This is a genomic window from uncultured Tessaracoccus sp. (genome assembly GCF_947286155.1).
GTDB lineage: Bacteria > Actinomycetota > Actinomycetes > Propionibacteriales > Propionibacteriaceae > Arachnia.
Window position 1 is genome coordinate 1 of the sequence record NZ_CAMYPD010000037.1, and the last position, 14,213, is coordinate 14,213.

The 14,213-nt window shown below is 65.7% G+C and carries 13 protein-coding genes; 7 read left to right on the forward strand and 6 right to left on the reverse strand.

Annotated features, from left to right (window positions below):
- Window positions 1-235 precede the first annotated feature (235 nt).
- From Q0X68_RS09730 to Q0X68_RS09740, 3 genes are read right to left on the reverse strand one after another with little or no spacing between them, the layout of a single operon-like run.
- Window positions 236-844, reverse strand: a complete 609-nt coding sequence (locus Q0X68_RS09730) for a nucleoside triphosphate pyrophosphatase (RefSeq protein WP_297750923.1) — start codon at window positions 842-844, stop codon at window positions 236-238.
- Window positions 844-1,047, reverse strand: a complete 204-nt coding sequence (locus Q0X68_RS09735; protein ID WP_108871457.1) for an acyl-CoA carboxylase subunit epsilon — start codon at window positions 1,045-1,047, stop codon at window positions 844-846. Before Q0X68_RS09735 ends, Q0X68_RS09730 begins: the two co-directional genes overlap by 1 nt.
- A complete protein-coding gene (locus Q0X68_RS09740) occupies window positions 1,044-2,618 on the reverse strand; it encodes an acyl-CoA carboxylase subunit beta (RefSeq protein WP_297750928.1) in 1,575 nt (524 codons plus the stop codon). The genes Q0X68_RS09735 and Q0X68_RS09740 overlap by 4 nt, the downstream gene beginning before the upstream one ends.
- A gap of 81 nt (window positions 2,619-2,699) precedes the next feature.
- Between Q0X68_RS09740 and Q0X68_RS09745 the strand changes: the two genes are divergently transcribed.
- The 4 genes from Q0X68_RS09745 (at window position 2,700) to purE (ending at window position 5,688) form a co-directional block, all read left to right on the forward strand.
- Window positions 2,700-3,488, forward strand: a complete 789-nt coding sequence (locus Q0X68_RS09745; RefSeq protein WP_297750931.1) for a biotin--[acetyl-CoA-carboxylase] ligase — start codon at window positions 2,700-2,702, stop codon at window positions 3,486-3,488.
- Window positions 3,489-3,500: 12 nt separating this feature from the next.
- A complete protein-coding gene (locus Q0X68_RS09750; protein ID WP_297750934.1) occupies window positions 3,501-4,010 on the forward strand; it encodes a PH domain-containing protein in 510 nt (169 codons plus the stop codon).
- 87 nt (window positions 4,011-4,097) lie between these two features.
- The gene (locus Q0X68_RS09755) at window positions 4,098-5,201 is read left to right on the forward strand and encodes a 5-(carboxyamino)imidazole ribonucleotide synthase (RefSeq protein ID WP_297750993.1); all 1,104 of its coding nucleotides are present in this window, start codon (window positions 4,098-4,100) and stop codon (window positions 5,199-5,201) included.
- A complete protein-coding gene (purE, locus tag Q0X68_RS09760) occupies window positions 5,194-5,688 on the forward strand; it encodes a 5-(carboxyamino)imidazole ribonucleotide mutase (protein ID WP_297750937.1) in 495 nt (164 codons plus the stop codon). The genes Q0X68_RS09755 and purE overlap by 8 nt, the downstream gene beginning before the upstream one ends.
- A gap of 63 nt (window positions 5,689-5,751) precedes the next feature.
- On the opposite strand, the gene Q0X68_RS09765 is transcribed toward purE, so the two are convergent.
- Both Q0X68_RS09765 and Q0X68_RS09770 read right to left on the reverse strand, forming a co-directional pair.
- Entirely contained in the window at window positions 5,752-7,482 is a 1,731-nt protein-coding gene (locus Q0X68_RS09765; protein WP_297750940.1) for a DUF3352 domain-containing protein, read from the reverse strand.
- 108 nt (window positions 7,483-7,590) lie between these two features.
- Entirely contained in the window at window positions 7,591-8,799 is a 1,209-nt protein-coding gene (locus tag Q0X68_RS09770) for an LCP family protein (RefSeq protein WP_297750943.1), read from the reverse strand.
- Window positions 8,800-8,908: 109 nt separating this feature from the next.
- Between Q0X68_RS09770 and Q0X68_RS09775 the strand changes: the two genes are divergently transcribed.
- The 3 genes from Q0X68_RS09775 to Q0X68_RS09785 all read left to right on the forward strand — a co-directional run bounded on the left by Q0X68_RS09775 (window position 8,909) and on the right by Q0X68_RS09785 (window position 13,507).
- On the forward strand, window positions 8,909-10,393 hold the full coding sequence (locus tag Q0X68_RS09775; RefSeq protein ID WP_297750946.1) for an LCP family protein: 1,485 nt from the start codon (window positions 8,909-8,911) through the stop codon (window positions 10,391-10,393).
- 128 nt (window positions 10,394-10,521) lie between these two features.
- The gene (locus Q0X68_RS09780) at window positions 10,522-11,490 is read left to right on the forward strand and encodes a glycosyltransferase family 2 protein (protein ID WP_297750949.1); all 969 of its coding nucleotides are present in this window, start codon (window positions 10,522-10,524) and stop codon (window positions 11,488-11,490) included.
- A gap of 10 nt (window positions 11,491-11,500) precedes the next feature.
- The gene (locus tag Q0X68_RS09785) at window positions 11,501-13,507 is read left to right on the forward strand and encodes a prolyl oligopeptidase family protein (RefSeq protein WP_297750952.1); all 2,007 of its coding nucleotides are present in this window, start codon (window positions 11,501-11,503) and stop codon (window positions 13,505-13,507) included.
- On the opposite strand, the gene Q0X68_RS09790 is transcribed toward Q0X68_RS09785, so the two are convergent.
- Window positions 13,494-14,150 carry a TIGR03089 family protein gene (locus Q0X68_RS09790; protein ID WP_297750955.1) on the reverse strand — a complete coding sequence of 219 codons (657 nt, stop codon included), beginning with the start codon at window positions 14,148-14,150 and terminating at the stop codon, window positions 13,494-13,496. The two genes, Q0X68_RS09785 and Q0X68_RS09790, sit on opposite strands and share 14 nt — an antisense overlap.
- Window positions 14,151-14,213: the final 63 nt, after the last annotated feature.

A 14,213-nucleotide genomic window follows, 5' to 3' on the forward strand; every position in this document is an offset into this window, starting at 1 on the left:
TCATCAAACCCACCAGCCATGCAAAGAACACTACGCGCCCAGAGGGTCAACTCACACACAACCGACCCACCAATCACACAACTCCACCGCAAACCACACCCTCAGAAGGATTGGAGCGACACATCAACGTCGGGAGGCAGGTGACACTTGATCCGCAAGTGAGCCGCACAGGTTACCTATGCCGGACGGGAGGGAGCCGGGGGGGGGACAGCTTCGCGGGCGGACTCCGCCAGCCCTATTGCGACGGCGCCTGCCAGAGCGTGTGCCAGGGGACGTCGAAATCGATCAGCATCTGCCGGACGAGCGGCAGGGAGATGCCGACGACGTTGAAGGGGTCGCCGTTCAGCGCGGTGACGAATGCCCCGCCGAGGCGGTTGATGGAGAAACCGCCGGCCACGTTGACGGGTTCGCCGGTGGCGATGTACGCCGCGATCTCCTCGTCGGAGAGATCGGCGAAGTTCACGGTGGTCGACCGAATCTGGGTGCTGTGCTCGTCGTGCCCACCGCGGCGAACCAGCACGAAATGCCCCGTGTGGATGACCGCCGTATGCCCGCGCATCCGCTGCCACAGCTTGAAAGCAGCCTCGGGTGTACGCGGCTTGCCGCGCGCCTTGCCCTCGATCTCCATCACGGTATCCGCCGCCAGCACGACGACGTTGTCGTCGGTGAGCTGTTCCGCCACGGTGAGCCCCTTAGCCTCAGCCAGGCGTGCACACAGTGCGGTGGGCGAAGGGTCGCGGACGGCGGACTCGTCGAAGCCGGAAATGACAACGTCGGCCTCGATACCCGCGTCGCGCAGCACCCTGCGCCTGGCTTCGGATTTCGACGCTAAGACGACGCGCATCAGCGGCGCCGCCACGCTTCACGTCCGGGCACCAGCGGGGGACGCAGGATGCGATAGTACGAATTCCAACCGCCTGCGAGCGGACGGTCATCGTTGCGGTGCAGCGCATCCGACTGACGCTTCTTCGCCAGCACAGCAACCAGCGCCGCGAACTCTTCGTCGGTGAGCGGCGTGCCGCGCACGGACCTCGTCGGCTCACTCATAGCGGAATGTTCCCATGCTTCTTCGGCGGTAGCGTCTCGCGCTTGGTGCGCAGCAGGCGCAGCGCCCGAATCACCTGCGCGCGCGTCTCGTGTGGGTAGATCACCTGGTCGATGTAGCCGCGGTCGGCCGCCACATATGGGTTGGTGAGCTCGTCGTCGTACTCGCGCACGAGCCGGTCGCGCTCGGCTGCAGGGTCGTCGGCCTCTGCGAGTTGCTTGCGGTAGAGAATCTCCACCGCTCCCGACGCGCCCATCACGGCGATCTGCCCCGTCGGCCAGGAGAAGTTGATGTCTGCACCCAGGTGTTTGGACCCCATCACCACGTACGCGCCGCCGTAGGCCTTGCGGGTGATGACGGTGAGTAGCGGGACGGTGGCTTCGGCGTAGGCGTAGATGAGTTTTGCGCCGCGACGAATGATGCCGCGGTGCTCCTGATCGACGCCAGGCAGGAAGCCGGGCACGTCGACGAACGTCAGCACCGGAATGTTGAAGGCATCGCAGGTACGCACGAACCGGGCGGCTTTCTCCGCCGAGTCAATGTCGAGGCAGCCTGCGAATACCGTCGGCTGGTTCGCGATGATGCCGATAGTGCGGCCTTCAATACGCCCAAAACCCGACAGCAGGGAACGTCCGAACAGCGGCATGACTTCGAGGAACTCGTCGTCGTCGAGCACATTGCGGATGATCTCCAGCATGTCGTAGGGCTGGTTCGGAGAATCGGGGATGAGGGTGTCCAGCTCGCGATCGTGGTCGGTGATGGTGAGGTCGACTTCCTCGTCGTCGAAAATCGGCGGATCCTCGAGGTTGTTCTGCGGCAGGTACGAGATGAGGTCGCGCACGTACTCGATAGCGTCGTTCTCGTCGGCCGCGAGGTAGTGCGCGTTGCCAGATTTGGTGTTGTGGGTGCGCCCGCCACCCAAATCCTCCATCGAGACGTCCTCGCCGGTCACCGTCTTAATGACCTGCGGGCCGGTGATGAACATCTGCGACGTCTGGTCGACCATCACTACGAAGTCCGTGAGCGCCGGCCCGTAGACGTGGCCGCCCGCCGCCGCACCCATGATGAGCGAGATCTGCGGAATCACACCCGACGCGTGGGTGTTGCGGCGGAAAATCTCGCCGTAGAGGCCGAGCGAGACCACGCCTTCTTGGATGCGCGCGCCGCCGCCCTCGTTGATGCCGATGATCGGCACGCCGGTCTTCAGCGCGAAGTCTTGAATCTTGACGATCTTCTCGCCGTACACCTGCCCCAGCGCGCCACCGAAGATGGTGACGTCCTGGCTGAACACACACACCGGCCGGCCGTGGATCTCCCCGGTGCCGGTGATGACACCGTCGCCGAAGGGGCGCTTGGCATCCATGCCGAACGCGGTGGTGCGGTGACGAGAAAATTGGTCGAATTCTTGGAAGGTGCCCTCGTCGAGCAGCATGTGAATGCGCTCGCGGGCAGTCTGTTTGCCTTTGGCATGCTGTTTCGCGACGGCCTGCGCCGAGCCTGCGTGGATTGCCGCGTCGATGCGTTCTCCCAGCTCGGCGATGCGACCCGCAGTGGTCTGGGTGTCGATCTCCATGCCGCCACCATACCGCCCGCGCCGCTTCGAGGCGCCGAGTTGCGAGAACCGACGCCGCACCAGGGCCTAGACTCACGTTTCGTGATCGAAACACGCATCGATATTCCTTCCATCAAGGGCCAGCTCCCCGCCGACACGATGTGGGGGCCGCTGGACTACGTCGCCTCCACTGGTTCGACGAACGCCGACCTCTCCGTCGAAGCGCACGCCGGGCGAGCGGCCGGGCATGTACTGCTCGCGGGGGAACAAACCGCCGGGCGCGGCAGGCTCGCCCGAACCTGGGTGACACCCCCCGACGCGGCGGTGGCGATGTCGATGCTTCTTGCCCCCACGCAGCCCAGGGAACGCTGGGGCTGGCTGTCGCTGCTGACGGGGCTCGCCGTCGTCGATGCGTTGGGGGCGCTCGCGCCCGCGGACGTCGACGTCACCCTGAAATGGCCCAACGACGTGTTGGTGGATGGTGGCAAGGTGTGCGGCATCCTCTCCGAACTCGTCGAGAGCCCGAGCGGGGCGCGCGCCATCGTCGGGCTCGGCATCAATCTCACCCTCACCAAGGAGCAACTCCCGGTGCCGACGGCGAACTCCCTCCTGCTCGCCGGATTCGAAACGACCGCCTCCGATGTCGTCGCCGGCGTGCTCACCCACTTCGAGCGCTACTACCGCGAATGGGAGCGCACCGGCACGCTGCGCGACGAGTACCGTGCCCGCTGCGGCTCCATCGGCGCTGACCTGACCATCTCCGTCACGGGCAGCGACCCGATCCCCGGTGTCGGGCACGACGTCGATCACGACGGGTGCCTCGAGGTGCGCACCGCTCGCGGCATGGAATCGTTCGCCGTCGGAGACGTGGTGCATGCGCGCCTGGCGTGAGAGTATGACGCCATGGCATTCAACGAGAAGTACTTGGGCGCCGGGGAAACCATGGTGCTCCGCCTGCGCGAACACCCCAAGGCGCTGATCTGGCCCATCATCATCCTGATCCTGCTGGGCGCAGCCACCGGGGTCGGCATCGCATTCATGCCCGAAGGTTGGAAACCCGCCGGTATCTGGGCGCTCGTCGCAGTGGTGATCGTGCTGTTCATCTGGCTGGTGTTCCTGCCGTGGCTGAGGTGGTACACCTCGACGATCGCCATCACGGATCGACGCATCATCACCCGCCACGGCATCCTCAACCGTAAAGGCCACGACCTGCCGCTGCGCCGCATCAACAACGTGAACTACGACCGCGACATCATCGACCGCATCTTCGGCTGCGGCACGCTCACGCTGGAGACGGCCGCGGGTAATCCGCTCGAGCTGCACGACATTCCCGACGTGGAGCGCAGCCAGATGATTATCAACGATCTCCTCTTCAACGAGGATGGCCCCGACGGAGACCCCCGCGGCGAGTAGTCCACACCCGGGCGCCGATGGGCTGGCGGTAGAGTCAAGGCCGTGCGTTACTCAGTCGGAATCATCGGCGGCGGGCAGCTGGCCCGAATGATGCAGCAGGCCGCCATCAGCCTCGGCATCGACGTTCACCTCTTCGCAGAAGCCGATGGGGTATCCGCGGCGCAAGTGGTGCCCGACGCGTTCGTCGGCGACTACACCGATCTTGCCGACCTCGAACGTTTCGCCGAACGCTGCCAGGTGATCACGTTCGACCACGAACACGTCCCGACGAAACACCTGCGCGCACTCGACGTCGAGGCCAGGCCCGGCCCCGACGCGCTCCAGTACGCCCAAGACAAGGCCGCGATGCGGCAGCGCATGAGTGAACTCGACGTGCCCTGCCCCGCCTACGTCGTGTGTGACAGCGCCGCGGACGCCGTTGCGTTCGGCGAGCAGCAGGGATGGCCGATCATTCTCAAAACTTCCCGCGGCGGTTACGACGGCAAGGGCGTGTGGAAGATCGACGCCCCCGACGAGGTGGCGCAGGTGTTTGCGAACAAGCCCAAGGTGTCGGCGGGGGAGCCCGTGCGCATCGTCGCCGAGGAGTTCATCGACTTCACCCGTGAACTCTCCGCCATCGTCGTGCGGTCGCCGTCGGGCCAGGTGGTGGCGTATCCCATTTCTGAGACGGTGCAGCGCGACGGCATCTGCGTCGAAACGACCACGCCCGCGCCGGGGCTTACCGACGAGCGCGCCGCCCAGCTGCAGTCGATGGCCATCCGCATCGCGAGCGAACTGGGCGTCGTCGGCGTCCTCGCGGTGGAGCTCATGGAAGCACCCGATGGGCGCATCGTCGTCAACGAGCTCGCCATGCGCCCGCACAACACCGGCCACTGGACCATCGACGGTGCCCACACCAGCCAGTTCGACAACCACATTCGCGCGGTGCTGGATCTGCCGCTCGGTGCGCCCGACATGACCGCGCCGGTCGTCGTCATGGCCAACGTGCTGGGTGGTTCTGAGGACGATCTCACCGGCGCGCTGCAGCACGTCTACGCCCGCGACCGCCATGCCCACGCACACCTCTACGGCAAGGACGTGCGGCCAGGGCGCAAGGTGGGGCACATCACCTGCACCGGCGACGACGTCGACGACGTGCGCCGTCGCGCCCGGCACGCCGCAAACTACATGATGGGAGTGAAGGATGACTGATCCGCTCGTGAGCATTGTGATGGGCTCGGACTCGGATTGGCCGACGATGGAGCCCGCCGCGAAGGCACTCGAGGAGTTCGACGTCGCCTATGAGGCCGACGTGGTCTCCGCCCACCGGATGCCCGAAGACATGGTGACCTTCGGCCGGGAGGCGCACCGTCGGGGCATCAAGGCGATCATCGCGGGCGCCGGGGGAGCAGCGCACCTTCCCGGCATGCTCGCTTCTCTCACACCGCTGCCGGTGATCGGGGTTCCGGTGCCCTTGAAGCAGCTTGACGGGCTCGACTCGTTGCTGTCGATCGTGCAGATGCCGGCGGGGGTGCCCGTCGCGACGGTGGCCATCGGCAACGCGCGCAACGCGGGCCTGCTCGCAGTGCGGATGCTGGCGGCAGCCAACCCCGCCCTGCAGGAGAAGATGCTCACGTTCCAAGCTGAGCTCCGCGACCTCGCCCGCGCGAAGGGCGAAAAAGTGCGCTCTGCGCTCTGAACACCACAGCAACGAATGAAGGGCCCGGCGTAATCGCCGAGCCCTTCACCTACGTGTGAGGGATTAGTCGTCGAAGACCACCCGCACAACAGTCTTCGTCCGCTGACCGTCGACGCTGCTCATCATGCCGACAGCTGCGATCGGGTCGACGTACTGCTTCGACTCCTCATCCATAGTGCTGTCGCTCAATTCAGCGATGGCATTCATGTTCACGAACACGATGGCCTGCGCATCGTCGGTGACAACCTTCTTGTAGAAGTCGTTGTCCTTCAGCGACCCGCCCGTTACCTCGTCGGCGGAGTAGCCGCGCGTGTAGGTGACCGTGTTGCCGTCAGCGCCGCGCTCCACCGGAACTTGACCGCCCTGCGCTTCCAGCTGCTCGAACACCGGGTCGAGGATGGCGTTATGGCGTTCGACGTCGTCGGTGGCAACCTTGACGCCCAGCTTCACGTCGTCCATGTCCCCACCTGAGGACTCTCCGCCGACGGCAATCGCGAGCTGCTTTCCCAACAGCGCCTTCATGTCTTCCTCGGACTGGATGCCTACCTGGGTGAGCGGCTCCTGCAGCTCTGGGGTGTCAGCGATCTGCTTCCACAGCTGGCTGATCATCTCGTCGTTGAAGGCGATGCCGAACGCCATCGGGGCCTCGGCGGGAAGCGAGTCCACGAAGTCCTTCACAGACTCGCTCTTGCCGTTTTCAAAATCTGAGGCGAACGAGGCGTGCAGCGTGAGCGTGTTGTCTTCGACGTGCAGGCCAAGCGCGCCGTGCAGCGACTTCAGCGTCTCCAACTGTTGGACGACGTCAGCATCGAACTCACGGGGGTTACTGTTCTTCAGGACCATCTCGACGGCCTTCGGGCTCACCCAAGCGCTGGCAAGGTTGCCCCCTTCGAGGGCCTTCATGTCGGCCTTGTACTGCTCGTTGTCCTTCACGGAGCCGTTCTCGAGCGCAGCCTTGAGGTCGGAGTCTTTATCCTCGATCACCATCAGGTTCTCGTGGAAGAAGTGCTTGCTGTTGTCCTTGCCGTGCTCCTTCATGAACGCATCGGCCTTGCCCTCGTCGGTGACCTCCACCGCCAGCACCGGCGTGACGGGGCTATCACCGAGTGGGCCGAACTCCTCATCGTCGCTGCTGGCGCCGCCCTCGGAGGGCAGGATGCCGAATGAGAGCGAGTTGCCCAACCAAGGCTTCACGTCTTCCTTGTAGTTGATGTCGCTGTCATCGTCGGCGACGAGCTCCCACAGGATCTCTTTGTAGTCATCCGTGTCAGGCATGTCGTCGCCCTGAGGGAACTTCTCGACGATGTTCTTCAGCGCGAGCTTGTCCGCGTCCGCCGGGTTGAGCGACAGCTCGACGACGGCGATGGCGTTGTTCGGAATGCCCGCCGTGGCCGCCGAGGGGGAAGCTCCGTTAAAGAAGTTGTACGCGAGGAATCCGCCGCCGGCCACCAGGCCCGCTGCGACGACGCCGCTGATTACGACGGGAAGCTTCGACTTCTTCTTCGTGCCAACCGGGCCGCCGGGGCCACCAGGGCCGCCGTAGCCGCCCGGACCGCCAGGACCACCGTAACCACCTGGGCCGCCAGGGGCGCCTGGGCCTGCAGGGCCCTGCTGCTGGTAGCCGCCAGGAGCACCCTGCGGGTTACCGCCTTGCTGTCCCCCCTGGAAGTGAGGACCTTGGTTCGGCTGCTGGCCTCCGAAGCTTCCGGGGCCCTGAGGCTGACCACCAGGTGGGCCTTGGTAGCCGCCCTGCGCTCCACCCTGCGGGTGGTTATTCCATTGCTGCTGGCTCACGATCTCTCTCCTTCATGTGTGCAGTCGTTATCCAGGGTAGGGGTAGGGGAGGTCATTGCAACACGACTGAACGACGGAAATCTGCGTACGCGGCGCTGACGGCGAGCTTTACTGATGCTCGGCAACTGCGTCGATATCGCCCCTGGCTATGGCATTGAACACCTTCGACGCGTTCTCTTCGTCCCAGATCACCGACGAGCCCGCCGATGTGCGCGCATTCGGATTCGAGATGGGCACGGTGAGCGCGACGCTGTTGCCCGTCGCGCCAGAGACCAACCCGACGCCGGCCCCAGCGACCGCCCCGATCCCCGTGCCTTCAGTGCGGGTCAGGGAACGCGCGGCACCAGTGTTGACGTTCCAGTACCGGACAGGGTTGATGAAGGTCATGGGGTGCATGACGGACTTCATGATCTGGCCCATCACCTCCCGCTGGCGCTCCATCCGGCCAAGGTCGCCGCGCTTGTCGGCTTTTCGCATCCGGGCGTAGCTGAGGGCGGTGACACCGTCGGCATTCTGGCAGCCGCCGGGGATATCAAGGTGTGAATCGCGATCCTTGATGGCCTGCTTGGGGCAGATTTCGATGCCTCCGACGGCGTCCACAACGTCAACGAGCCCGAGCATGCCGATCTCCAAGTAGCCGTCGATCTTGATGCCGGTGTTGCTTTCGATGGTGCGGATGAGCAGCGGCGCGCCGCCCAGCGCGTACGCGGCATTGAGTTTGTTCTTACCGTGGCCGGGGATGTCGACGTAGGAGTCCCGCGGGAAGCTCAGCAGCGCCGACTTCCCGTTCGGGGCCGTGTAGAGCAGCATCATCGTGTCGGTGCGCCCGCCCTCGGTAGATCCGGTGCCGAGGCGCCGTCGGTCTTCGGGCGAGAGATCGCCGCGACCGTCGCTGCCGACGAGCAGCACCGCCGTGCCCGGCTGATCGGAGAGCTCGCTCTCAATACCCTTCACCGTCGCGATGTTCATGAACGCCAGCACGGGCACCGTCACGAGGTAGGCAATCCACAGCACGAACAGCAGCATCAGCAGTTTGAAGGGGCGGCGCTTCTTTCGACGCCGACGTCGGCCCGGCTGCGCCGGCGGCGGGGCAGGCGGGTACGGGTACGGCGTCGGGGGTTGGTAGCCCGGCGGTGGGTACTGCTCCGGATACGCCGACGGGGCATCCGGGCGCCGCTGATCCGGGCCGGGTTCGCGCGATGGGGTCACCCAATCGGGTGCGGGGGCGTCGTCGGGAATCTCGGAAGCGGGCATGACACGCGTGTGTTCCGAGTTATCCCCGTCGTACAGCCATTGCAGATCATCCCGATTCGCCACATAACGATCATACGTGGAAGCCAATCGTGTGCGACTCGGCGTGCCATGGGCGAGGCATCTCGTCGGGTAGAGCCATACTTGATCGACCCGAACCCTCAGGAGGATCGCTGTGACCGACGCCCAAGCCGAGGTGGAACGCGTTCGTCTGCGCAGATCGATCGGTTTCCTCCTGTTCTCCGCAGTGCTGCCGGGCTCCGTGCAGCGCTACGCCGGAAACCGTCGCGTGGGAGTGATCGCGGCACGCGTGCTCGCGGGCTTGCTCGTGCTGCTGCTCGTCGTCGGTCTTGCGGCGCTCGTTGCCCCTGGAGCTACCGTCGGGTTCTTCCTCACACCGTGGGTCACGGTGGTGTGCCGGGTGGTGCTTTGGCTGATGTTCATCGGCTGGGTCGCGCTGTTGATCGACTCCTGGCGCCTGTCACGCCCGATGGAGCTGCCGCAGCGAACACGTCTTGCCATGACGCTCACGGTCGTGGTGCTGGTCGTGGTGATGGGGTTGGTGACGAACTTCGTCGCGGGGGCGTTTGCGGCCGCGGGCAACGTCGGTTCCGTGCTGCCGGGAGGCGGGGACACCGAGAAGAAGGCCGGCCGCTACAACATCATGCTGCTGGGCGTCGATGCATCCGACGAGCGCATCGGGGTGCGCGCGGATTCCATCAACGTCGCATCGATCGACGCGGAAACGGGCCAGACAGTGATCTTCGGGCTGCCCCGGAACATGCAGGGCGTGCCATTTCCGGAAGGTTCCCCCATGCACGCGATCTACCCCGACGGGTTCCGGTGCGAGAACGACAAGTGCATGCTGAACGCGGTCTGGACCAGCGCCGAGGAGCATGCCGACCAGTTCCCGGAGGGCACCAATGTCGGGCTGGCCGCCACGAAGGCGGCGGTGGGGGAGACGCTCGGCCTCGACATTAACTACTACGCGCTGGTGGACATGCACGGCTTCTCATCGATCATCGACGCGATGGGCGGCATCGACCTTGACGTGATGAAGCGCATCCCCATCGGCGGCGGTAGCTCGCCCGTATACGACTACATCGAACCCGGCAAAGGCGTACATCTCGACGGCAAACGCGCGCTGTGGTTCGCGCGCTCAAGGCACGGATCGAGTGATTACGAGCGCATGCAACGCCAGAAGTGCGTGATGAGCGCGATGGTGTCGCAGCTTGACCCGCAGGTGGTGGCTACCCGTTTCGTCGAACTCTCCGAAGCCGGCAAAGACCTCCTGCTCACCGATGTCCCGCGCGACCAGATCGTCGAGCTCGCCGGGCTCGCGCTGGAAGCGCGCAACAAGCAGATCGCCTCCGTGAACTTCATGCCCCCGCTCATCCCGGACACCGCCCACCCCGATTTCGGGCTGATTCGTAAGACGGTTACAGAGTCCATCGCTGCTGCAGAGCAGGCCGATGAAGCCAGTAAGAGTGCGAAACCTGCTGCGCCGAGCCCGCAGCCGAGCGAGTCCGCCGCACCAAGCACACAGCCCAGCGCGTCGACGCCAGCGCCCACGCCCTCGGCCACCGTGGAGAGCGATGACGAGGCCTACACCGCAGGCCAATCCACGGATGATCTCCAGTCAGTCTGCTCGGTGAGCTGACCGGGTTATTGAGCATTACGCGACTGAGCGCACACCAGATGCAAAAAACCGGCTGCAGAGGGCCGAAATACGAATCTGGTGTGCGCACAGTCGAGGGATGTTGGGGAGGGCTCGATACAGTGGCGAGTATGGATGTCAGCGTCGTGATGCCGGTGCGTAACGAAGAAGCGCACCTGGAGGCCGCCGTCGAGCGTGTACTGCAGCAAGACAGGGACGGCCAGCTGGAAATCATCATCGCCGTCGGGCCTTCGGAGGATCGCACGGAAGCCATCGCCGCCGCGCTGGCTGAGAAGCACGGGGAAGTCACCGTCGTCGACAACCCGACGGGGTACACACCGGCTGGGCTGAACATCGCCATCGCCGCAGCGCAGTACGACGTCATCGTGCGCGTCGACGGACACGGTGAACTAAGCGACGGCTACATCGTCAAGGCGGTACAGCTTCTGGAAGAAACGGGGGCGGCCAACGTCGGAGGGGTCATGGATGCCCACGGGCGCACCCCGCTCGAGCGCGCTATCGCGGCAGCGTACAACTCGCCGTATGGCCTGGGCGGCGGCGGATTCCACGTGAAAGACACCCCTGCTGGGCCGGCTCAGACCGTCTTCCTTGGCGTGTTCCGTCGGGATGCGTTGGAATCGGTGGGTGGCTTCGACGAGTCGTTGCACCGCGCGCAGGATTGGGAGCTGAACTACCGCCTGCGCAAGGCTGGCTTCCGCATTTGGTTTTCGCCCGAGCTGCGGGTGGTGTACCGGCCACGCTCGACGTACACGGCGCTCGCGCAACAGTTCTACCGCACGGGCAGCTGGCGTCGAGAGATCATCCGTCGCTATCCCGAAACCGCATCCGTGCGTTACCTCGCCCCGCCCATCGCCGTCGCCGGATTCGCCGGGGGCCTGCTGGGTGGGCTTGTCGGGCTGCTCGCTCGCAACCGGTACCTCACTTTCCTACTGCTCGCGCCTGTCGTCTACACACTGTTTGTGTTGGTGGCGACGCTGCGCATCGACGCCGACTTCCAGGCGAAGCTCCGCCTACCGCTCGTGCTCGCAGTGATGCACGGGTGCTGGGGCGCCGGTTTCATGCGCTCGACCCCTGCCTGAGGAGAGCACTATGTACCCGGCCGCAAGACGTGACGAGACGGTAGTTGACGCCATCGGCGGGCACACCGTCGCAGATCCATACCGGTGGCTCGAGAAACCATCACCGGACACGGACGCCTTCGTCGAGGCGCAAAACGCGTTGTCGCGCCCCAAACTCGACGCGCTGCCAAACCGCGACGCGTTCGAGCGCATCCTTCGCTGCGTGCTGTCGGAACCCACCCGCAACTGCCCCGTGCAGCGCGGCGGGTGGTTGTTCGCGTGGCACAACGACGGCGACGACCAGCCCCGCGTCGTGCGCGCCCGCAGCTTTGAAGAATTGGAAGCCGCCGAGACCATCCTCGACCCCAACGGCGGCGACGGCGCCACCGCCATCGTGCAGTTCGAGCCCAACGACGACGCCTCGCTCCTGGCGTATGCCGTCTCGGAGGCAGGCTCCGACTGGCACACCATCCGCGTGCTTGACCTCGCGTCGCTCGACGACACCGGCGTCGAGATCCGCTGGGCGAAGTGGAACATGCCCACCTGGCTGCCTGGCGGCCGCCGCTTCACCTACTGGGCCTACCCGGAGCCCACCGGCAACGCGCTCACCGACGAGAACGCCGCCGGCGCCATGTATGCCTTCGACATGGATTCGCGTCGTAGCGAGCTGTACTGGCAACCCGACGACCCCCGGACGATGCAGTACCGTTTCCCCGACGACGAGTGGTGCCTGTTGTTTACGCGTCGAGGCATGGAATCGCGCACCCAGGTATTTGTACGACGGCATGAGGATGCCGAACTGCGGCTCCTCGTCGATGGCGAGGGCCAGTGGTGGCCGGTCGCGGTGCGCGGGCGGGAGCTCATCTGCGGCACCGACGAAGACGCGCCGCGTGGCCGGGTGGTCGCCGTCGATCTCCTCGACGGGGCCAGGCGCGAGCTCGTGGCCGAGCGTTCAGACCAGACATTGCTCGCCTTCGACGCCACCCGCACCGGCTACGTCGCGCACTGGATGGTGGACGCGCAGTCGTTCGTCGAGCTGCTCGACCTCGACGGCGTGCCCGGCGATGCCCTGCCGATTGGCGACGGCGTCAGCATCGCGGGGCTCGCAACACACGAGGACTCCGACGACGTGTTCCTCGCCACATCCACGTTCACCGACCGAGGGCAGCGGGCGCACGCCGTCGTCGACGGAGCCACACTCGTCGACTGGGGCACCACAAGGCCAGATGGGCAGTTCACCGTGCCCAGCCGCACGCGCCGCATCCGCGTGACGTCGAGCGATGGCGCCGAGGTGCCGGCTTTCGTCATCGAACCCGACGGGCTCACCGACGGCCCGCGCCCGACCCTGATGTGGGGCTACGGCGGATTCAACATCCCCGTCATGCCAGACCACACACCGATCTTCGCGGCCTGGATTGCCGCGGGCGGCACCCTCGTCATCCCCAATCTGCGCGGCGGCGGAGAGTTCGGGGAACAGTGGCACGAGCAGGGCACGAAAGCACACAAACAACAGGTGTTCGACGACCTCTTCGCGGTAGCCGAGCGCGTCATCGCCGACGGGGTGACCACGCCGTCGCAGCTCGCCTTGCACGGGCGATCCAACGGCGGGCTCCTAGCTGCCGCCGGGCTGACGCAGCGCCCCGATCTGTGGGCGGTCGTGCTGCCGAGCGTCGGCGTGCTCGACATGCTGCGCTACCACCGCTTCACCATCGGCTGGGCCTGGGCGAGGGACTACGGCAACCCCGACGAGCCCGGCGTCGCGGAGTACCTACTGCGGTATTCCCCGCTGCACAACGTGCGCGCCGTCCAATACCCGCCGACGCTCATTACTACGGCCGATCACGACGACCGCGTGGTTCCGGCGCACTCCTACAAGTTCGCCGCCGAGCTCCAGCACACGGGTAAGGGCGGGCCGTTCTGGCTCAGCGTCGATACGCGCGCCGGCCACGGCACGGGCAAACCGAAGCACGCCCAGCTGCGCGAATACACCGATCAGCTCGCCTTCGTCGCAGCCCACGTCGGGCTCACGCCTCGCTGATCGACGCCCTCTCAGCGACGGCGATCTCGCGCACGCGCGCATCGTCGACGCCGACCGCGATGACACTCGAACCGCCGCCGCGCAGCGGGGCGACGAGCGCGTCGCGGAGGAACTCCCAGCTGCAGGTCGGCTGGGTGAACAGTAAGCGGGTGGTGCGTCCTTCGACGCTGTCGAGATCGGTGTAGGAGTGGTCGCCCCAGGCGGGGTCGGTGGGGGCGGGCATTCCCTCGACGGCGGCGTCGGGCTGTGCGAGCACGTCGGCGTAGTCGGCGCAACCGGGGGGAATGGCGTCGAAACCGAGCCCGAGCGGGTGCAACGAACACGCGACGGTGACGTCACCTCGTCTGGCATCATCCGGGCCGACCACCGCGAACGCGGCGTCCTCCGGGACTCCCGCGACGACCTTCCCGCCGGCGAACCAGGTTGCCGCCGTCCAGATCAGCGACACCCAGTGGCCGGGATGGGTGTCGGCCAAGCCGAGCGCGAGGGCTTCGTCGCTCTCACCGCCGAGATCGTTGAAGAAATTTGCCGTTTTCATCACCCAGTTCGAGAAGGTGACGCCGGACAGCTCGACGCGGGCGTCTCCCTCGTAGTAGGTGACGAGTGGGGCAGGGCTCGGGCGAGTGAACACGTCGGAGAACATGGTGGCTATCGTAGTGGGATGGCCGCAGCGCAGCAGAGTGACGGCCTCACGTTGCATTAGAGT